Annotated in this window: 16 protein-coding genes; 11 read left to right on the plus strand and 5 right to left on the minus strand. The window is 67.5% G+C overall.

All coding sequences use genetic code 11. From position 1 onward, the window contains the following. Positions 1–78: 78 nt before the first annotated feature. The 6 genes from HT578_RS14360 (at position 79) to HT578_RS14385 (ending at position 10,057) form a co-directional block, all read left to right on the plus strand. A complete protein-coding gene (locus tag HT578_RS14360; RefSeq protein WP_039389484.1) occupies positions 79–1,065 on the plus strand; it encodes an enoyl-CoA hydratase/isomerase family protein in 987 nt (328 codons plus the stop codon). A 162-nt stretch (positions 1,066–1,227) separates the two neighbouring features. Continuing rightward, complete coding sequence (locus tag HT578_RS14365) at positions 1,228–2,259, plus strand: helix-turn-helix transcriptional regulator (protein ID WP_213500233.1); 1,032 nt, start codon at positions 1,228–1,230, stop codon at positions 2,257–2,259. 7 nt (positions 2,260–2,266) lie between these two features. Next, complete coding sequence (locus tag HT578_RS14370; protein WP_213500235.1) at positions 2,267–5,758, plus strand: indolepyruvate ferredoxin oxidoreductase family protein; 3,492 nt, start codon at positions 2,267–2,269, stop codon at positions 5,756–5,758. A gap of 41 nt (positions 5,759–5,799) precedes the next feature. Continuing rightward, on the plus strand, positions 5,800–7,137 hold the full coding sequence (locus HT578_RS14375) for an aromatic ring-hydroxylating oxygenase subunit alpha (RefSeq protein ID WP_213500237.1): 1,338 nt from the start codon (positions 5,800–5,802) through the stop codon (positions 7,135–7,137). Between the two features lie 11 nt (positions 7,138–7,148). After that, positions 7,149–8,345 (plus strand): MaoC family dehydratase, encoded by a 1,197-nt coding sequence (locus HT578_RS14380; protein WP_213500239.1) that lies wholly within the window; start codon positions 7,149–7,151, stop codon positions 8,343–8,345. Then, positions 8,342–10,057: a class I adenylate-forming enzyme family protein gene (locus tag HT578_RS14385; protein ID WP_213500241.1), complete on the plus strand. Its 1,716-nt coding sequence runs from the start codon at positions 8,342–8,344 to the stop codon at positions 10,055–10,057. The genes HT578_RS14380 and HT578_RS14385 overlap by 4 nt, the downstream gene beginning before the upstream one ends. Before the next feature lie 22 nt (positions 10,058–10,079). Here the strand turns inward: HT578_RS14385 and HT578_RS14390 are convergent, their stop codons facing one another. Continuing rightward, positions 10,080–10,394 (minus strand): Rieske (2Fe-2S) protein, encoded by a 315-nt coding sequence (locus HT578_RS14390; protein WP_039391863.1) that lies wholly within the window; start codon positions 10,392–10,394, stop codon positions 10,080–10,082. 153 nt (positions 10,395–10,547) lie between these two features. Here HT578_RS14390 and HT578_RS14395 point away from each other — a divergent pair, with 153 nt between their 5' ends. Genes HT578_RS14395 through HT578_RS14405 form a run of 3 tightly spaced genes read left to right on the plus strand, consistent with a single transcriptional unit; the run spans position 10,548 to position 13,557 of the window. Continuing rightward, the gene (locus tag HT578_RS14395; protein ID WP_039389478.1) at positions 10,548–11,015 is read left to right on the plus strand and encodes a VOC family protein; all 468 of its coding nucleotides are present in this window, start codon (positions 10,548–10,550) and stop codon (positions 11,013–11,015) included. After that, the gene (locus HT578_RS14400) at positions 11,012–12,775 is read left to right on the plus strand and encodes an FAD-dependent oxidoreductase (RefSeq protein ID WP_213500243.1); all 1,764 of its coding nucleotides are present in this window, start codon (positions 11,012–11,014) and stop codon (positions 12,773–12,775) included. The genes HT578_RS14395 and HT578_RS14400 overlap by 4 nt, the downstream gene beginning before the upstream one ends. Continuing rightward, on the plus strand, positions 12,772–13,557 hold the full coding sequence (locus HT578_RS14405; protein WP_213500244.1) for an SDR family NAD(P)-dependent oxidoreductase: 786 nt from the start codon (positions 12,772–12,774) through the stop codon (positions 13,555–13,557). Before HT578_RS14400 ends, HT578_RS14405 begins: the two co-directional genes overlap by 4 nt. A gap of 6 nt (positions 13,558–13,563) precedes the next feature. Here HT578_RS14405 and HT578_RS14410 read toward each other — a convergent pair whose 3' ends face one another. From HT578_RS14410 to HT578_RS14425, 4 genes are read right to left on the minus strand one after another with little or no spacing between them, the layout of a single operon-like run. Beyond that, complete coding sequence (locus HT578_RS14410) at positions 13,564–14,772, minus strand: CaiB/BaiF CoA transferase family protein (RefSeq protein WP_213500246.1); 1,209 nt, start codon at positions 14,770–14,772, stop codon at positions 13,564–13,566. Further along, entirely contained in the window at positions 14,769–15,899 is a 1,131-nt protein-coding gene (locus HT578_RS14415) for a CaiB/BaiF CoA transferase family protein (RefSeq protein ID WP_213500248.1), read from the minus strand. The genes HT578_RS14410 and HT578_RS14415 overlap by 4 nt, the downstream gene beginning before the upstream one ends. Positions 15,900–15,923: 24 nt before the next feature. Beyond that, positions 15,924–17,348, minus strand: a complete 1,425-nt coding sequence (locus tag HT578_RS14420) for an aromatic ring-hydroxylating oxygenase subunit alpha (protein WP_213500250.1) — start codon at positions 17,346–17,348, stop codon at positions 15,924–15,926. A gap of 25 nt (positions 17,349–17,373) precedes the next feature. After that, the gene (locus HT578_RS14425) at positions 17,374–18,660 is read right to left on the minus strand and encodes a metal-dependent hydrolase family protein (RefSeq protein ID WP_213500252.1); all 1,287 of its coding nucleotides are present in this window, start codon (positions 18,658–18,660) and stop codon (positions 17,374–17,376) included. A 283-nt stretch (positions 18,661–18,943) separates the two neighbouring features. On the opposite strand from HT578_RS14425, the gene HT578_RS14430 reads away from it, so the two are divergent. Then, positions 18,944–19,273, plus strand: coding sequence for a 2Fe-2S iron-sulfur cluster-binding protein (locus tag HT578_RS14430; protein ID WP_213500254.1), 330 nt, complete (start codon positions 18,944–18,946; stop codon positions 19,271–19,273). Positions 19,274–19,397: 124 nt separating this feature from the next. Continuing rightward, a complete protein-coding gene (locus HT578_RS14435; RefSeq protein ID WP_239026301.1) occupies positions 19,398–20,720 on the plus strand; it encodes a cytochrome P450 in 1,323 nt (440 codons plus the stop codon). The last annotated feature ends 2 nt before the right edge of the window (positions 20,721–20,722 follow it).

Consider the following 20,722-nt stretch of genomic DNA (forward strand, 5'->3'; position numbering starts at 1 on the left):
GGGCGATGAGTTGGTGTGCTGCTGGGCAGCCGGATACGGCGCTGGCAGCGTGGTGCTACGCGAACGGGAGAGAGCCCAATGGCCGAAATGAAGACACCCCAGGAACACCGCGAAGCCGCACGCGCCTACGTGCGCTACGAAAAGGACACCGAGCGCCGCATCGCGACGCTGACGCTGGTGCGTCCGGCGCGCGGCAACGCGACCACGATCGGCATGCGCATGCTCTATGCCGACTATGTCCACCGCGCCAATGTCGACGATGAGGTGAAGGTGCTCGTCATTCGCGGCGAGGGGGAGGACCTGGGCACCGGGGGCGACCTGGATGAGCACGGTGACATGTACCTCAACCCCAAGGACGGGGAGAGCTTCCTGCCCGACCTGGAGATTGACCCGGACGAGGACGTCGCCTGGCCGCCGCCGGGGTCCTACCGCCACCTCCACTCGCTGACCGACTATTACACGCGCGCGGCCGCAGGGCAGCGCCCGCTCCAGGAATTCAAGAAAATCAGCATCGTCGAGGCCAAGGGCTATTGCTACGGCTGGCATTTCTACCAGTGCGGCGATGCCGACATGGTGATTGCCTCGGACGACGCGCTCTTCGGGCACCCCTCGTTCCGCTATGCGGGCTGGGGGCCGCGCATGTGGAGCTGGCTGGAGACGATGGGCTACCGCAAGTTCGTCGAGATGGTCTTCACGGGGCGTCCCTTCACGGCCGACGAGATGGCGGACTGCAACTTCGTCAACTCGGTCGTGCCGCGCGAAGACCTCGAGGCCGAGGTCGCCAAGTACGCCGATGCCTGCTCGCGCTCGCGCCCGCTCGACGTGGTGGTGGCGCAAAAGACCTTCTTCGAGGCCTACAAGCAGTACCGGGGCGAGTACCTCGGGAGCCTGCTTACCGGCTGGCTGGAGGGGATGTTGCCCGCCATGAAGCCGGACCGCGAGACGAGCGTGGACCTGGGCGGTGATGCCTTTGCGGGCGGCATAGCCAGGACGGTCAAGAACAACGACCTCAACTATCCTCCTGAATGGCGGCTCAGCCGCAAGGGGCGCGCGGCCAAGGAATGATCGGCGCAGTTCCGGGCGCTTCGCTCCGCTGGTTTGGTACGCGATCTTGCGCAGATTGTCGAAGCCCTTGCGCCTGCGGTCAGGCGCTGCCGTGCAGGCGTGGCCTAGGGTGCAGGGCAGTGGACCAGGGCGCCAAGACCCGGTCCCGATGGGAGAACGGGTATGCCCGAGACGCTCTTTGCGCTCGATGCGGACAACTACCGCGACTGCCAGAACATGTTTCGCGGTCCAGGCCGCAGCGAATACTACGAAGGCGACTTCTGGATCGATGAGACCATGCCGGTCGAGGTGTGCGCCCGCAAGCGCACGAGCGGCAGTTGCACGATCATCGAAACGCGCGCGGCAACGCGCCAGTTCTTTCGCCGCACCCAGCGCCATATCCGCACGAACGCCAGTGATCTCAGTGTCCTGTGGTTCGTACGCAAGGGGGGGCTCAAGTATTCCAACCGGCAGGGGCGCCTGACCGTCGCGCCGGGTGGGTTCCTGCTCACCCGGTCGATGTCGCCGTTCTTCATCGAGCTCGAACCGCAGGTGGGCGAAGGGCTCGACGTCCTGCACATGACCGTGCCGACCCATGTCCTGCGCGGGTTTCTGCGCGGCGAAGTGGAGGATTGCGCGGCCCTGGATGCCGAATGCCGCGCGGTCGCAAGTGCGGGTTCGATCCTTGCGCAGGTCTTCGAGGAGGGCGATGCCCTTGGCGCAGACGCCATGCAGCTCCTGACCGAAACCGCCTGCCGCCTGATCGGACTGGCCCTCGACGAAGAGGCCAAGGCGCGTCCGCCGCGCCGCACGCTCAGCGAGCAGCGGCTGGACGATGTCCTGCGCTTCATCGAGATCCACCTCTCCGACCCGAACCTGTGCATGGCCATGGTCGGCGAGGGCTGCGCGCTCAGCCCGCGCTATCTCTCGCTCCTGCTCCAGGGCACCGGGCAGACATTTTCCGAACTGGTTTGGTCGAAGCGGCTGGAGATGGCGAAGGAATGGCTGGGCCGCAGCGATCCGCGCGCGGTTGCGATCAGCGAGGTTGCCTACGGGGTCGGCTTCAAGAGCACTGCCCATTTCAGCCGCAAGTTCAAGCAGGTCTTCGGCCTTAACCCGCGTGACTACCGGGAGCGCGAAGGTGCGGGGCGCTCGGCGCGTGCAGGGGCTTCCCACAAGCCGCATCGCCTTGCTGTCGGGGCAATGCTGCAGTGAGGCAGGCTTGACCAAGAGTGTCACCACGCTCACCGACAAGTATGTCGAGGAGAGCGGGCGCATCCAGATCGGCGCCTTGCAGGCCTATGTGCGCCTCCTGCTCGACCAGGCGCGGCGCGACCGGGCCGAGGGGGTGGCGAGTGCGGGCTATGTGACCGGCTATCGCGGCTCGCCGGTGACGACGCTGGACGCGCAGCTCTGGGGTGCGGGCGAACTGCTGGCCGAACACGACATCCGCTTCGAGCCGGGCCTCAACGAGGAACTGGCCGCGACTTCACTGCGCGGCACGCAGCAATTGGGCTGGTTCGGTACGCCACGTGTCGAGGGGGTCTTCGCGCTGTGGTACGCCAAGGGCATTGGCGTCGACCGCGCGCACGAGGCACTCAAGCTGGGCAACCTGGAAGGCGCCGCACACCGGGGCGGCGTGCTCCTGCTGGCGGGCGATGACCATGCGGCAAAAAGCTCGGCCAGCGCGCACCAGTCCGACCAGAATCTGGCGGCGGCCTTCGTGCCCACGCTCTATCCCGCCACCAACGCCGAGATCTTGTCCTATGGGCAGTACGGTTGGGCGCTGTCGCGTTACTCCGGGCTCTACTGCGGCATGAAGGCGGTGACCGATACGCTGGACCTGACGGCAAGTGTCGACCTGCCGGGCTGGACCTTCCCCATTCACACCCCCAACGCGCCCGGCCCGGCCCGCAATTTGCGCGAAGGCATGTCCGCGCTGGAACAGGAGGCGCTGACGGTGCGCCATCGCCTGCCCGCAGCGCAGGCCTTCGTGCGCGCGAACCTGCTCGACCGGGTGACGCATGGACGCGCCGACACGCGCGGAGGGCTCGTCATCGTGACGGCGGGCAAGGCCTGGCTCGACACCGCGCAGGCGCTGCTCGCTCTTGGCCTCGATGCGGGGCGCTGCCGGGAACTGGGCATCACCGTCCTGAAACTGGCGCTGACCTGGCCGGTCGATCCCGAGATCGTGAAGCAGGTCTGCACACCTGCGCGCGAAGTCCTGGTGATCGAGGAAAAGCGCGGCTGGATCGAGGACCAGATCGCCCGGATCCTCTACGGCGTGGCGCCAGCTCCGGCGCTTTCGGGCAAGACCGATCCGCAGGGCAGGCCGCTGCTGCGCGCCGAGGGCGTTCTGGACCCGAGCGAGGTGCGCGCGGGGCTGGTCAGGCGATTGCGGGATCTGGGCTGCAGCGATCCGCCGCTCGATGCGCGGGCCGAGGCCCTGGAGGCGGCCGACGGGCGCGCGCAAGGCCTGTCGATGGTCGCGGCGCGCCCGGCCTACTTCTGCTCGGGCTGTCCGCACAACCGCAGCACCCAAGTTCCCGAGGGCAGTTCGGCGATGGGGGCGACCGGATGCCATGGCCTTGCCCACTACATGCCCGGTCGCCACACGATGCAGACGGTGGGTATGGGGAGCGAGGGCACGCCCTGGATTGCTGCGCAGCATTTCGTCGACACGCCGCACTATTTCCAGAACCTGGGCGATGGCACTTATACCCATTCCGGGCTTCTGGCGATCCGCGCCTCGGTCGCGGCGAAGAGCGCGGTCACCTACAAGATCCTCTACAACGATGCCGTCGCGATGACCGGGGGGCAGCCGATGGAAGGGGGGCTTACCCCCCAGCAGATCGTCCGAGAACTGGTGACCGAGGGCGTCGATCCCGTTGTGGTCGTGAGCGAAGCACCCGAGATTTTCGCGCGCGAGGGTCTGCCCGGCAAGGTGCGCGTCCTTCACCGCGACGAGCTGGAACGGGTGCAGCGTGACCTGCGCGAGGTGAAGGGCACCTCGGCGATCCTTTATGAGCAGACCTGCGCCAACGAGAAGCGCCGCCGCCGCAAGCGCGGCCAGCTCGCCGATCCCGATAGACGCCTCTTCATCAACGCGGCGGTGTGCGAGGGCTGCGGCGATTGCTCGGTTCAGTCCAACTGCCTCAGCATCGAGCCGGTCGACACCCAATGGGGCCGCAAGCGCCGCATCAACCAGTCGACCTGCAACAAGGACTTCAGCTGCATCAAGGGCTTTTGCCCCTCCTTCGTGACCGTGGAGGGCGGACGCCCGGCGCGGCGCATGGCGGACCTCGCCGCGCTTGAGGGCGACCTTGCCGCCCTGCCCGAACCGGCGCGCGTGTCGTGCGCGCAGGGCTTCGACATGCTCGTGACCGGAATTGGCGGGACGGGGGTGCTTACTGTCGGCGCGGTGCTGGCGATGGCCGCGCAGATCGAGGGCAAGGCGGCGAGCCTGCTCGACATGACCGGCATGGCGCAAAAGGGCGGGGCGGTCGTCAGCCACCTGCGCATCGCGCCCGAGCCTGCGCAGATCCCCTGCGCCCGGGTCGGCACCGAGCAGGCCGACGTCATCCTCGCCTGTGATCTCGTCGTGGCGAGTGCGCCGGACGTGCGGCGCGCGCAAGGGCCCGGGACCACGCTGGTCGCCAACGAGGACGTCGCGCCCACGGCCGAATTCCAGACCAATTCCGGCCTCGATCTGTCGGCGGCGCGCTTCCTCTCCGCGCTGGGGCAGAGGGGCGACCCCGCGCGCGCCTTTGCGGTGCACGCGGGCGAACTGGCGAGCGCGCTCCTGGGCGATGCGATCTTCACCAATTTCCTCATGGTCGGCTATGCGGCGCAGAAGGGCCTCCTGCCTGTCTCCTTGGCCGCGATCGAGGAGGCGCTGGCCCTGAATGGTACGGCGGTTGCGGCCAATCACAAGGCGCTGGCGCTGGGCCGGTTGGCCGCGCATGATCCGGGCTGTCTGGAGCGTCTGGCCGGGCTGGCGGACACGGGCGGTGTCGAGCCGGAGACGCTGGAAGGCGTGCTCGACAGGAGCGCGGCGCATCTTGAGGACTATCAGGATGCGGCCTACGCGCGCGCCTATCGGGAGCAGATGGCGAACCTGCGCGCCGCGATTTCGCCGGAGGCCGGGGACGTCGGGGACAGGTTCCTGCGCACGGCCGCACGCCAGCTTGCCCGGCTCATGGCCTACAAGGACGAGTATGAGGTGGCGCGGCTTTACACCCGGCCCGAATTTGCACGCTCTGTGAACACGGCGTTTGACGGGGACGTGCGCATTGCGCTCAACCTGGCGCCGCCCTTCCTGCCGCTGGGCCGTGACCGCAAGACCGGACGTCCGCGCAAGATCCGCTTCGGGGCCTGGATATTCCCGCCCCTGCGTCTGCTGGCGCGAGGCAAACGCCTGCGTGGTGGGCCTTTCGATCCCTTCGGCTACAGCGCTGAGCGGCGAGCCGAACGCGCTCTGGTGCAGGAGTACGGGGCACTCCTGCACGAACTGGCGCAAGGGCTGAGCGCGCAGAATGCCGCGCGTGCCATCGAGATCGCGCAGAGCGTGAGCCAGGTGCGTGGCTACGGCCCGGTGAAGGAGGAGAGCATGGCCGCGTGGCGCGCGCTCGTCGCGCGTGAGCTGCCTGAGTTCAGGGATCGGGCGAGCGATGCTTGCGCTCCGGGCGAGGCCATTGGCGAGGTCATCGCCTAGGTTCGGCATGGCCCGGAGACGAAAACCGGAGAGGAATTGCGATGAGCGTGCAGGCAAGCGTCGAGAAGCGGTTGATCGACCGCGCGGTCCGCATCGGGAACGAGGCCTATGTATCCCCCGACTACGCGCGGGCCGAGGCCGAGCGGCTCTGGCCGCGGGTCTGGCAGATCGCCTGCCGCGAGGAGGAGATCGCGGCGCCCGGGGACTATGTCACCTATGATATCGCCGAGGATTCGGTGATCGTCGTGCGCGGGCAGGACGGGGAGGTCCGCGCCTTTCATAACCTGTGCCGCCACCGTGGGCGACGCCTGACCGAAGGTTGCGGGAACAGGAAGGGCTTTACCTGTCCCTCCCACGCCTGGAGCTGGGACCTGTCCGGCGCGTGCCTTGGCATGACGCGGGGCGAGGCGTGGGACGGGGCGCTCGGCAAGGAGGACGTGCCGCTGCTGAACGTGCGTGCGGCGACCTGGGGCGGGTGGGTCTTCGTGACGATGGACGAGGATGCGCCGCCGCTTGCCGATTATCTGGGCGAGGTGGCGACCAATCTGGCTCCCTTCGAGTTTGGCAAGATGCGCTATCGCTGGCGCCAGTACCTCACCTTTCCCTGCAACTGGAAAGTCGCCATCGAGGCCTTCAACGAGGGGTACCATGTCGCGGGCACCCACCCGCAACTGACCAAGTTCTCGGTCAAGCCGACCTGGAGCGATGCCTGGGGCCTGCACGGCGTGTTCGGCTCGGCTGCGCGGGAAGGCTCGGGCGGGGCGAGCAGCGGCGCGGCCGGCGCGGCGGACATGCGCGAGGGGCTCAAGCATTCGCTTAACCAGCTGTGGGAGGAAGTGAACGCGACGACCACGCAGACCATGGTCGATGTCGCCAATCTCCTGCCCAGCGAACTGCCCGAGGGTACACCGCCAGCCGAGGTGCAGATGCACCTCATGAAGCGCACGATCGAGGAGGACGCCAAGCGCGGCGTGCTCTGGCCCCAGATCGACCCGGCCCATTTCGCCAAGGTCGGCAATGTCCTGCACATCTTTCCCAACACGGTGATCGTGCACGGACCGGTCTTCGCGCTGTGCTACCGCGCGCGGCCCTGCGGCGAGGACCCCAACCGCTGCATCTTCGAGGTCTACACGCTCGAGAAGTTCCCCGAAGGCGCAGAGCCGCGGCCCGAGAATCTCTACCGCCCCGAGATGACCGAGGCGAACTGGCGCAAGGTCCTGTGCCAGGATTTCTCGAACATGGAGGCGGTCCAGCAGGGCCTGCGTTCGCGCGCCTTTGCAGGGATCTACCCCAGCCCCGTCGAGGAAAAGGCCATCGTCAACTTCCACCGCGTGCTCGCCGACTATGTCGGGCGCGGCGCTCCTGAACCCATCGATTGAAGGCACCGACCATGGCGCAGACCAGCCCCGAGACCGACCTCATCCTCGATACCCGCGATGTCGACCGCTACGTCGGCAAGCAGGTCGTCTTCGCCGAGATGTGGGACCCTGCCAGCGCGACCGAGATCCGCCGCTGGGTCCAGGCGCTCGACTACGCGAACCCGCTCCATTACGACGAGGAAGCCGCGCGCGCCTCGCGCTTTGGCGAGATCATCGCCCCGCAGAGCTTCACCGTCGCGATGGACTATGGCCACGGTTGCCATCCCTCGTGCATCGGCAACGTGCCGGGCACCCACCTCATCTTCGGGGGCGAGGAATGGTGGTTTTACGGCGGGCGCATCCGGCCCGGCGACTTCCTGCGCCAGGAGCGCTTCTTTGCCGGTTACAAGGTCACCGACACCAGCTTTGCCGGGCCGACCATGTTCTCGGACGGGGACACCTACCACTACCGCGAGGACGGCACGCTCTTTGCGAAGGAACGCGCGACCTCGATCCGTTACTTGCGCGAGGAGGCCAACCGGCGCGGGGTCTATGGCAAGGAAAGCCGTGGCGTGAAAAGCTGGACCGCCGCCGAGATGGAGGAGATCGACCGCATCCGGCTCGACTGGATCCTCTCCAACCGTGAAGGCGCAACGCCCAACTGGCATGCGGTGAAGGTCGGCGACACGCTTCCGCGCCGGGTGATCGGCCCGCACACGCCGCTCACCTTCGGCTTCGAGTACCGCGCGCACCGCCAGAACATCTGGGGCACCTGGCGTTGGAACCCGCCCGAAGGGTATCAGGATCCGGCCAAGGAGAACGCCGGGTTCGACAAGGACATGACCTACGATTTCGAGGCGCAGAAGATCGATCCGCGCCAGAAGGACGGGCTCTACTATGGCCCCTCCAGCGGCCACCTGAACCCGGCCAAGGCCGAGAAGATCGGCATGGGCGGGACCTATGGTTACGGCGCCTCGATGAACGCGTGGCATCTTGACTACGTGGCCTACTGGGCCGGGCACGGGGGCTATGTCTGGCATTCCAAGACGCAGTTTCGCAAACCCGCCTTCGAAGGCGACGTCACCTTCTTCGAGGGCGAGGTTGTCGACAAGTTCGAGACCAGCGAATTCGGCATGCCGACCGTGCGCATCAAGACCCGCCTGACCACGCAGGACGGGGACACGATCCTGACCGGCAGCGCCGATGTCGCGCTGCCCCACGTGCGATGAGCGTGCTCTCCGATCTGGTGCGCGAGGCGCCCGGTGACAGCGGCCTCTCGCGCGTTGTCGCGATCCCGCTGGCCGAGGAGCCCGGCATTGGCGCGCGCACCATCGGGGGCTATCTGCGCGAGGTGACGGAGCGCTTTGGCCCGGCCGAAGCGCTCGTCTTCAACGAGGGGGGCGAGCGGCTTTCCTGGACCTATGACGCGCTCTGGGACGAGGCCAGGACAACGGCCCGCGCGCTCCTGGCGCAGGGGATGGAGCCGGGCGCGCGGATCGGCATCCTGATGACCAACCGGCCCGAATTCCTCTCGGCCTTCTTCGGCATCGCGCTCGCGGGCGGTGTCGCGGTGGCGCTCTCCACCTTTTCCACGCCGGAGGAACTGGCGCACCTGATCTCGGCGTCCGAAATCCGCACGCTGCTTCTCGAGGCGCGCGTCCTCAAGACCGACTTCGTGGCCATGCTGGAGGACCTGGAGCCCGCGCTGGCGGCGACCTCGCCCGAAACCTTTGCCTCGGCCCGTTTCCCGGCCTTGCGCACGCTTGTGGCTCTTGGCGGGGCGCCGCGCGGGGCCATTCGCGACTGGGCGGCGTGGCGTGCGGGCGGGAAGGGTGTGTGCGCAGGGGACGTCGATGCGCGTCTTGCCCAGGTCACGCCGGAGGATCCGGGCGGGATCTTCTTCTCTTCGGGTACGACCAGCCTGCCCAAGGGTATCGCGCATAGCCAGCAGGCTTTCGCGATCCAATGGTGGCGCTGGCCGCGCCTGTTCGGAATGACAGAGCCCGTGCGCGCCTGGACGGGTAACGGCTTCTTCTGGTCGGGCAATATCTCGATGGTGGTCGGCACCGGCCTTTCGACCGGCGGCTGCGTGGTCCTCCAGCGCTATTTCGACGCGGACGAGGCGCTGCGTGTGATTGCGGCGGAGAAGGTCACGTTTGCCAATGGCCGCCCGCACCAGTGGGCGCGCCTTCAGGCTTCGCCGAACTGGGGCGGGGCGGACCTGTCCTCGCTGCGCCATGTGCCGCGCGGCGAACTGGTCTACGCCCATCCCACCTGTACGGCGGACTGGGAGGTGCCACAGACCTTCGGGACGACCGAGACCATGTCGCTGTGCACCTCGATCGGCCATCATGCCAGCGAAGAGGACTACGCAGGCAGCTACGGCGTGCCCCTGCCCGGCAACGAACTCAAGATCGTCGATCCCGAGACGCGAGAGGTCGTGCCGGTAGGTGCGCATGGCGAGATGTGCATCAAGGGCCCGACGCTGATGAGCGGGTACCTGGGCAAGCGACCCGAGGACTGCTTCGATGCCCAGGGCTTCTACTGCACCGGCGATGGCGGACGCGTCGATGCGCAGGGGCGCTTCTTCTGGGAGGGGCGCCTGACCGCGATGATCAAGACCGGCGGGGCCAACGTCGCGCCCGAGGAGATCGACGAGTTGGTCGCCAACTGGCCCGGCGTGAAGCGTGCGCAGACCGTGGGGGTGGCCGATCCGTTGCTGGGCGAGCGGGTGGTGACCTGCCTCGTGCCCATCGCGGGGGCCGTGATCGACGAGGACGCACTGATTACGCATCTCAAGGCAAGGCTTGCCAGCTTCAAGGTGCCCCGCCAGGTCCTGGTCTGCCGCGAGGAGGACTTTGCGATCACGGGCAACGAGAAGGTGAAGCCCGCCGCGATCCGCACCCTTGCCGAGCGCCTTCTGGCGCAGGGCGCGGCCTAGGAAGCGGCTGCGTTCGGTGGGCTCAGATCTTCACCTCGATCATGCCTTCGACGACCCGCACCGGGAAAGTCTGGATCGGCTCGGTCGCGGGCGGGTTCATCGCCTCGCCGGTTTCGAGGCGGAAGCGCGCGCCGTGTGCGGGGCAGGCAATCCAGCCGCTGCGCATGCGCCCGCAGGCCAGTTCCTCGTCGGCGTGGCTGCACTTGTTGCGCACCGCGAAGACCTGTCCCTTGCTGCGGCACAGGAGGATCGAGATCCCGTCGATCTCAATCTTGGCAACGCCGCCTTCGGGCAGCGAATCGAGCGGGGCGGCGGCCGTGTAGCTGGTGTCGGTCATGCCTTTGGGCATGCCGCGCGAGGGGCCCGGCGCGCAATTCGCCCGCGCGCAATTCGCCCGCGCGATCAATGGCAACACGGCCGTGAAACCGGCCGCGCACAGGTATTCAAACAGGGCGGCGGAACCGCCAGGCACGAACATCGGGAGAGAGCGATGGCGCAGCAGGACTATTATCAATTCGCCTATGTCACGACCGACTGGCGGCGCGCGCTGGAGGAACTGGGCGCGCAGCACGATATCGCCACGTGGATGGAAATGCCCGAGGCCGAGTTCGATACAGGGCCCGGCACGAAGGCGGTCTGCCACTTCGCGCTGGCCTTCAAGGGGGACCTGCAGTTCGAGGTGATCGAGCCGGTCGCAGGCGATTGCGCGGTCTACCGCGCCGGCCTTCCTGAAACGGGCTATGCCAAGCGCTTCCACCACCTGGGCCGCCACTTCGCGCAGCGCGCGGACTTCGACCGCCAGCTGGAGGCCGCAAAGGCGCGTTACGCCAGGCCCGTCGCCGCCGAGACGATGGGCGGCGAATACGCCTACTTCGATGCGCGCGCGGAAACCGGCCATTTCCTCGAATACTTCATCTTCCCGCCCGGCTCGCACCTTGAGGGAGTGCCCCGCTCGTGAGTGCTGAGGAGAGCTTCGATGTCGTCGTCGTGGGCTCTGGCGCGGCGGGCGCGATGGCGGCGCTGCGCGCGGCGGAGCGCGGCCTTTCGGTCCTCATCGTCGAGAAGGAGCGCAAGTTCGGCGGGACTTCGGCGGTCTCGGGCGGGGTCATGTGGGTCCCCAATCACGGCCTTGATGGCGAGGTCGGCGACTCCCGCGAGGCGGCGCTCGAATATCTGCGCGCGATCATCACGGTGCCGGTGAACGCGGCGCGCCTCGAGGCTTACGTGGACATGGCGCCCGCGATGCTCTCGTTCCTGACCACCGTCGGGGTGCCCGTCGTCTCCGGCGTCTGGCCGGACTATTTTCCCGACCGGCCCGGCGCGCGCAGCGATCGCTCGCTTGTGGTGCCTACCTTTGACGGACGGCGGCTGGGCGACAGCGTCTACCCGGCGATGCGCGAGCAGTACAACCGCTTCAAGCTGTTCGGGCGCTACGCCATGGACCTCACCGAGACGTTCACGCTGATGATGCAGGCCAAGGGCTGGCGGCGCACCGTTACCCATATCCTGCGCCGCTACTGGCTCGACCGGGAAACGCGCAAGGTGGGGCGGCGCGACCGGCGCTTCACGCAAGGCGCTGCGCTGATGGGCGAAATCTACGAAAAGGTGCTGGCGCGCGGGGTGGAGCTGCGCACCGAGACCGCGCTCGTCGAATTGCAGACCGATGCGCAAGGGCGGGTCTGCGCGCTGGAAGTCGACAATTATGGCCGCCGTTACACCATCGCCGCGCGCCATGGCGTGGTTCTGGCCGCGGGCGGGTTCGAGTGGAACCAGGAACTGCGCGAGCGTTTCTACCCCGTCCCCGGCCGCACTCGCCACAGCTCCACCCCGGAGGACGCCAACCGCGGCGAGGCGCTGATCGCGGGCGAGAAGATCGGGGCGAGCACCGAGCACACCGAACAGGGCTGGTGGATTCCGACCATGCAGCTGCCGATGCCCCGGGCCTCCAACTTCCACGAGATCCACCAGGCCGCCTTCGATGTCGGGCGCCCGCATAGCCTGTGCGTCAACCGCAAGGGCGTGCGCTTCGTCAACGAGGCGACGGGCTACGACCGCTTCGGGCAGGCCATGGTCGCCGACCACCTGGCGACGGGCGCGAACTGCCCGTGCTGGCTCGTCTTCGATGCGACCTTCCGCGAGAAATTCAGCGCAGGCGGCCTCATGCCCAACGTGCTGATGCCCGACGCCAAGGTGCCCGGCGACTGGTGGGGACACTACCTTTTCCGCGCCGAGAGCCTGGCCGACCTTGCCCGCCAGATCCATGTGCCTGTCGACGCACTGGAGAAGAGCGTTGCCAGGATGAACGCCCACGCGGCGAGCGGGACCGATCCCGAGTTCGGGCGCGGGGGCAATGCCTATGACCGGATGTTCGGCGATCCTACCGTCGCGCCCAACCCGTGCCTTGGGGCCATTGCGAAGGCGCCCTTCTACGCGGTGCCGATCAACAATGGGGACCTGGGCACCAAGGGAGGGCTGCGCTGCGACGAACGTGCGCGCGTGCTCGATGGTGCAGGCGTTCCGATCGGCAACCTTTACGCGGCGGGCAACTGCGCGGGATCGCCCTTCGGGGACTGCTATCCGGGCGCCGGGGCCACCATCGGACCTGCGCTCACCTTCGGGTTCGTCGCGGCCAACGACATTGCCGAGCGGGCGGGGAACAGGGCGACCGCTCGCGGGGACGAAGAGCAATCGGCACATGAAGGGGAGATCGTGGCATGAACGCGCGCAAGGTGGCCATCGTGACGGGCGCGGCCGGTGGGATTGGCGAGGCAATCGCGCGGCGTTTCGGCGAAGAGGGCGTCGCGGTCCTGGGAACAGGGCGCACCGAGGCCGCACTCGCCGATCTCAAGGCGCGGCTTGAGGGCGAGATGGAGTTCGACTACGCGGTGGCCGATCTTGCCGCCGATGCGGGACCTGCCGCGGTGGTGGCCCGCGCCATGGAGCGCTTCGGCCGGATCGATTTTGTCGTCAACAACGCGGGCTCCTTCAACATCGGTCCGGTCGATGCGACCACCGATGCCATGCTTGACGAAGTGCTCGGCATTTCGCTGCGCGCCCCGTTCCGCCTGTGCCGCGAGGCGCTCGCACACATGGGAGCCGATGGCACGGGCGGGGCGGTGATCTTCATCGGCTCGACCTGGGGGCTCTATGGCACGTGTGGGGGCGGGGCCTACAGCGCGGTCAAGGCCGGGCAGATCGGGCTCATGCAGACAATGGCGGCGGAATATGGCCCGCGCGGCATCCGCAGCAACTATGTCGCCCCGACCGTCGTGAAGACGGGGATGACGCAAGGTTTCTGGGAGGCCGACGCCTTCCGGCGGATCAACCACGAGTTCACTCCGCTGACCCGCGACTGTACCGCGCAGGATATTGCCGAAATGGTGGTCTTCCTGTGCTCGGACCGGGCCGGGTTCGTCAACGGCCAGACCATCGCGGTCGATGGCGGAATTTCTTCCACCCGCTACCTCGCGCCCGAGGCGCTGGGGGCGACGCGGCTGTGAGGCGGCTTAGCTGATCGCGCCATTGGCCTTGAGGCGGTCGTACTCGGCCTCCTCAAGGCCGAGAAGCTCGCGGTAGACATAGTTGTCGTGCTGGCCGAGCGTCGGGGCGCCGTTGGCAATATCGGCTTCGTCCGGTGCCATGCGCCAGCTTGGTCCGACCACGGGGCGCGCATCGCCGTTGCCGTTGAGGACGGTGCGGTAGGTGCCGTTGCTCCAGAAGGTGTCGCTGGCCATGAGGTCGAGAGAGGAGGCGGCCGGATAGGCCGCGACCCCTGCCGCGCGAAGCCGCGCGCCAAGATTGCAGGCCTCGTGCGCAGCCGTCAATGCGGCGAGTTCGGCCTCCAATTCGCGGCGATGGGTCCGACGCTGGGAGAGGCTTGCAAAGCGCGGGTCCCTGGCAAGGTCGATATTCTCGAGCAGTTCGCAAAGGGCCTGCCATTCGGGCTCCTCCTCGCAGGCAATCGAGATCCAGGCGTTCCGGGCGCAGGGAAAGAAGCCGTGCGGGGCGAGGGCATCGTGGGCGTTGCCCCTGTGGCGCGGGACGTCTCCGGTCAGGGCGTATTCCAGGAGACGGTCGCCGACGAGGCTCGACATCGTCTCGACGGCGGAGAGGTCGACCTGCTGGCCCTCGCCGGTGCGTTCGCGGTGGTGCAGCGCGGCGACGGTGGCAAAGGCGGCCGCCGCGCCCGCGCTGGTATCGCCGAAGCGGATGTTCATGCCTTCGGGCACGCGGTCCTCGTGTCCGACGAGCCCGGTGACACCGCCGATTGCGCCGAAACTGGGGGCATAGCCGGTCTGCGGCCCAAGCGGGCCTTCGCTTCCGTACATCTTGATGGAAACGTGGATGATGTCGGGCCGGATCGCCTGCATCTCGGCAAACGAGAGACCAAGCTTGGCCATCGCGCCCGGGCGCAGGTTGTCGAGCACGATATCACTGATCGCGATCATGTCCTTTAGCCGGGCGAGCCCTTCGGCGCTCTTCATGTTGACGCGCACGCTCAGCGCTTCGGTGTTCTGGCTGAGGAAATAGGGCGCGTGCTCGATGTCGAGCCCGCCATAGGCGCGCATCTCGTCGAGCGAGGAGGTGCTTTCCACCTTGAGCACTTCGGCGCCGAGCTGGGCGAGGAGCTTGGCGGTGTAGGGTCCGGCCCAGACCTTGGCGATGGCGAGCACCCGGATACCGGCGAGCGGCCCGCCGCGCGCATGTCCGCTCATGCCGCGACCTCCCGGTCATCGGCGCCGGGTTCGGGCGCGGGACGGGTGAGGCGGGGCGGCGAGGCGGTCATGCGGTAGGGCGCGGCGGGAGTGTCGGTCCCCTCCAGTGCCTGGAAGAAGCCGCGATGGCGGTACTGCGGATTGGCGAAGAGATCGGGCGCCAGGTTGACGGGAGCGAGCATGACGCCGCGCCGGTGTGCCTCGTGCGTGATCGCATCGCGCGGCTTGTCCGCGATCCAGCTTCGGAAATGCGTGCGAAAGGTTGCGACCCGATCCGGCGTGCAGTCGAATTCGAGCCAGTCTTCGGGGAACTCCTGGCCCCAGGCGGGATCGTCCATCAGGCCAAGCAATCCGCGCCAGTGGCGCGCGGTGGTCATGATGAGATGGACGTACCCGTCCGCGCAGGCAAAGACGCGGCCCGGCCCGCCCATGTCGTAGCGGCGCCGCGATTGGCTGGGCTCGTCGTCTCCTGCGAGCACCCGGCCCAGCACCACGTCGGCGCGGCTCAGCTGCACGGCGACTTCGCTGAGGTCGATGGCCTGTCCTTCTCCGGTGCGGCGCTGGTGGAAAAGGCTTGCGGCAGTGGCCAGCGCGGCGTCGTAGCCGGTGTCGAAATCGGGCATGAAGGGGCTTGCGCCCATCAGCGGGGGATCACTGTCGCCGCTTTCGCTTGGCGTGTGCCAGGCCCAGCCGCCTGCAGCGGCGATGTTGATCGGAAAGGCACGGGCCATGTCCTTGGGCGCATCCTGCCCGAAGGGGGTGATGTGGCAATGGACGAGCCGGGGGAAGCGGGCCGAGAGGTCCTCGGGCGCGAGGGCCCGGCGTGCGCACCAGGCTGGGGTATGGTCATCGATCAGGGCATCGGCGCGCGCGAGCAGGCGTTCGAGTGCGGCGCGGCCTTCGGGCGTTTCCAGGTCGAGCACCACCGACTTCTTGCCGGTGTTGGCATAGGCAAAGACCGCGCAGGCCCCGTTGGCCACGGGCGGGCCGAAGCGGCGCGTGGGCGAGCCTCCCGGCCGCTCGACCTTGATGACCTCGGCGCCGAAATCGGCAAGCAGCCGGGCCGTCCATTCGCCGCACACGCGCTCGGCAGTCTCGATGATGGTGGTGCCGGAAAGCGCGGTCATGGCCTGTGTCCGTCTGTTTTCATGTCAGGGCTGGAGGTCCTCGAGTTTTGCCGAGAAGGGGGGCATCGCCATGTAGCGATCGACCGTCTGCTCGAAGTGGCGCACGCGGATTTCCTGGTAGTCGGCAAGGGTCAGGCCCGCCTTGGCGCTGGCTTCCAGCCCCTCCTGCTGGGCGTGGAGATTGTCGGTGTCCTGATCGAGAATACGGCCGAAACCCGGGTCCATGCCCTGTGCCTCGGCAAAGGACTGGTGGTCTTGCAGGACCTGGACCTCGGCGGTCTCGAAGTCGCCGCTGCGCGGCTTGGGGCGCATGAACATGACCTCGTAGATGGTGCGGCGATGGTCGCGCGCGTCGGGCCGGAAGCGGTAGATCATCGGCAGCGAGATGCCGGGGAAAAGGAACAGGTTGGGGAAGAAGGTGTAGCTGTAGGTGTCGAGCAGTTCGGTGTCCGAGACGTGCGAGAGATCGGTGTCGCTCGCGCTTTCGAACATTTCGCGGAACATGTCGGCCATGACCTGGCGGGCACGCTCGCCCTCCTTCAGTTCCGGCCGCGCGCCGCCCAGCGCCGAACTGTCGCCCAGCGTGAAGTTGGCGATGATGTCGGCCTCGCTGTAGCGCTCGCGCAGCTTGGGGCTGACCACGCCCAGGGTCGAGATGAAGCGGTCGACGTGCTCGCCATAGACATCGTACTGCGAATTGACGTCGCCATTGGCGGGCGCGACCTGGGGGTGCGTGTCGCCCACGTGGTAGGCCTCCATGAAGGCCTCCATGGTGAGCTTCCAGTTGGCCGGATAGCTCTTCTGGACGTGGAGGTAGATGTAGCGGTCCTCCAGCTTCCAGGCCGTGAGATGGGCAAGGGCCTCGGGGCCGAGGTAGTCCTCGAGCGAGGGGGCGGCCGGGTCCATGTTGACCCACACGAAGCCGCCGAGCCGGGCGACGCGGGCCTGGGGCAGGCACATCCGGCGCGTCCTGGTATGGGCGAAATCCCACTTCTCCGGGATGTCGGCCAGCGTGCCGTCGAGATTCCAGGTCCAGCCGTGGAACGGGCACCTGAGGTTCATGGCAAAGCCCTCGGTTGCCGAGGGCTTGAGCTTGGTGCCGCGGTGGAGGCACGCGTTGTAGTGCGCCTTGATCTCGTCCTCGGCGCTGCGCACGACGATGAAGCTGTAGGAGCCGAGGTCATAGACATAGTAGTCGCCCACTTCGGGAATGTGGTCCTCGCGGCAGGCCATCTGCCAGGTGCGCGGCCAGAGGCGCGCGAACTCGCCGTCTGCGAATTCGGCCCGGGTATAGCGCTCCTTCGAGACATCCTCGCTGCCCAGGTACGTGTAGCTGACATCGCGGGCCCATCCGGGCGCCGTGTTGCGGTCACGCGCGATGATGTCCTGCGTGCTCTCGGCAGGGTGGCGGGCTTCGCCGGGGCGCAAGGGGCCGGTTTCGACGTTCATCGTGGGGGTCTCCTCAAGGGGAATGTCAGGGCGTCACCGCTTCGGGCGCGGTGCGCTGCCCGGCCGGGACGAGGGGAAGGGCGGTCTTGCACAGCGCCCCGTCCTTCATGACGAGGGCGATGTGGCCGGGGCCCTGCAGCAGGCGCGGATCGGCAAGCGGATCGCCGTCGACAAGAATGAGATCGGCAAGCTTGTCCGGTTGCAGGGTGCCCAGAGTGCCATCGCCCATCATCGCCAGGCCCCCGTTCGCCGTGGCGCAGACCAGCGCGCCTTGCGGGGAGTAGCCGTAGTAGTCGATGAAGAACTCGATATCGCGGCCTTGCGTGCCCTGCGGGCTCCAGCCGAAGCCGTAGTCGCCCCCGATCAGGTGGCGCACGCCGCGCTTGCGCAGTTCGGTGTGGGTGCGGCAGCTGTTTTCGAGCAACTCGGGGATGTTCATGTAGCCCCCGACCTCGGCCGAAAGGCCGTGGCCGGCCGCCTCGCCCGCCATGATCTGGTGGAACAGGCCGACCGTGGGGACGACGAAGATGCGGTCCTTCGCCTCTTCCATCAGGTCGAGCAGTTCCTCGTCGGCGTATTCGCAGTGGAACAGCGCATCGACGCCCGCCCGCACGCAGCGCTTGGAGCCTTCGATCGAGCGGGTGTGGGCGTTGATCCGGCGTCCGTAGGCGTGGGCGGTCTCGGCCGCGACGCGCACTTCCTCGAAGGTCATGGGCGTCGTGTGCCCGGGCGTGCCGGGGTAGAACGGGTCGCCGGAGACGTCGATCTTGATGTTGTCGACGCCCTCACGGCAGTGCAGGCGCACCATCTTGCGCATTTCCTCGGCGCCATCGACGATGCTGGAGGGGCCGATGCGCGGATCGTGCAGGCGCGCTTCGTCCCCCATCGCGCCGGTGACGCTGATCTCCAGACCCCCGGCGCGGATGCGGGGGCCGGGCAGGCGTCCGGCGTTGACTTCCTCGCGCACCGCAACGGCGAGACGCAGGCGCGCTTCGGACGCGCCGTAGGCGCTGGTAAAGCCGGCCTCCAGAAGGGCTGCAGCGCTGCGCGCGGTGGCAAAGCACTGGGCCTCGGGCGTGGGCTTGATGAGGTCTTCGGTCGCGCAGACGTTCTCGAACGAGAGGTGGGCGTGGCCCTCGACCATGCCGGGCATCAGGAAGCGCCCGCCCGCATCGATCACCGTGTCGCCTGCGTGTGGCTCGAGGGCGCCGATCTCGGCGATGCGGTTGCCCTCCACGCGCAGCGCGCCAGGAAAGGGGTTCGCGCCGCTGCCATCGAAGATGCGCGCGTTGCAGATCAGCGTTGCCGTCATGCCGTTTCGGTTCCTTTCCCGCATGTTCGTGCCGCGCATCGCCGCGCGCGTCCTGAGGGCAGAGCCTAGACCTGCGCAGGGCTGGGCCGAATGACTGCAGCGGCAAGCCCACTTGGCCGCAGAGGCTGCCCCTTTGCGAAATCTCGCGGAAAGGCGGGCCTGGCGGCAAATGCGAAGCGTACAATTCGGCCCGGCGATGTTCGCAGCGGGTGTGCTCTCGCGCCTTTCGCCAAGACCCGCCATGGGCTTATCTCGCGGAAAGCCATTTGGGAGGGCGAACCGCATGGGCGAGATTTGCGTCACGCTGACCGACATCGAGGGATCGGTTGTAGAGATCAGGGACGGGGCCGAAGGGGAGACTCTGATGGAACTGGCCCGCCGCCACGACGTGAAGGGCATCATCGCCGAATGCGGCGGCGCATGTTCGTGCGCGACCTGCCATGTCTACATCGATGCGGCGTGGAGCGCGGCGGTGGGGGCACCCGATCCGGTCGAGGAGGACATGCTCGACATGGTCGAGGACATCCGCCGCCCGACGAGCCGCCTGTCCTGCCAGATCACACTGCATCCAGGGCTCGACGGTCTGGCCGTCGAGGTCGCGCCCGAACTTTGAGCGTGGCGGCATTGCCCGCAGGGACAAGTGCGGGGCGGGCTGCAGGCATGGTGCAAGGGTACTCCTGGGCGCACTGTGCAAGGGCCAGCAATCCGAGAGTGAACACGAGGATTGGGGAGAGGACATGACTATCGTGCGAGACGCGGCGAACGACGACACGCAGGCCAGACCGGGCATGGAAGGGGAGGATGCGCGCCTGGTTGCAGAGGCGACCCTGCTCGACCCGGTTGTGCACAAGCAGCCTCGCCGTTTCTACGCGGCCATGCGCAAGCTCGATCCGGTGCATTACGACGCCGCGCTCGACATGTATCTTGTCTCGCGCTGGGAGGATATCCAGACGGTGCAGCGCGATCCGCTCACCTTCTCGGTCAACAAGGGCTACCATACCCAGCAGGCCAAGGGCTTTGCCGAGGAATTCCAGCAGATCCTGCGCGAGAAGGGCGGGGGCTACTTTCCTGACGCGATCATGTCCGATCCGCCCTACCATACGCGCGTGCGCAAGCTCATGGAAAGTGCCTTCACCGCGCACCGCGTGAAGGACCTTGAGCCGCGCATCGAGGCGGTCGTCGACGGGCTTCTCGCGGAGCTGGCGGACAAGGGGTCGATGGACGCCGTCACCGATTTCGCGCAGCCGCTGACGATCCGCATCATCTGCGAGCAATTGGGGCTCGACGGGTCGATCAAGGACAGGATCGCGCGCTGGTCGACGGCGGTTACTGCCCAGATCGGGCGCATGCAGGACCGTGAGGAAATGCTGGGGCACGCCGCGCAGATCTGTGATCTGCAGCAGTACCTTATCGCCAAGATGCGCGAGCGCGAGGCCGATCCGCGCGAAGACATGATCTCGGACATCGTCCATGCCCGTGATGGTGAGGGGGAAGGCTCGGTGCTGACTTTCGAGGAGGCGGTTTCGCTCATCCGTGCGCTTCTGATCGCGGGCAACGAGACCACCGCGACCGCGCTTTCCAACCTCGTCCTGATCCTTGCGACCGAGCCCGATGTGGCCGAGATGCTGCGTGCTTCGGCCGATGACGACCGGCTGATGAACCGCTTCGTCGAGGAACTCCTGCGCATCGAGCCGCCCGTGCGCGGGCTCAGCCGGATGACGACAAAGGAGGTCGAACTGGGCGGGCGCGTGCTGCCCGAAGGGGCGCACCTCCTTCTGCTCTACGCCTCGGCCAACGACGAGCCCGAGATCTTTCCCGAACCGCGCCGCTTCGACATGGAGCGCAAGAACATCATGAAGCACGTGAGCTTCGGGGGCGGGGTACACAAGTGCGTCGGGCTGGCGCTCGCGCGCATGGAAATCAAGGTCGCCGCGCGCCTGCTCGTGCGCAAGTTCGCCGACGTACGCCTGGCGATTGCCGAGGAGGACATCGCCTACCTGCCCACCGTGGCGACACGCTCGATGGAGAGCCTGCCCGTCACCTTCACCTTGCGCGACTGACC

This window comes from Novosphingobium decolorationis (assembly GCF_018417475.1).
In the GTDB taxonomy this organism is placed as follows: Bacteria; Pseudomonadota; Alphaproteobacteria; order Sphingomonadales; family Sphingomonadaceae; genus Novosphingobium; species Novosphingobium decolorationis.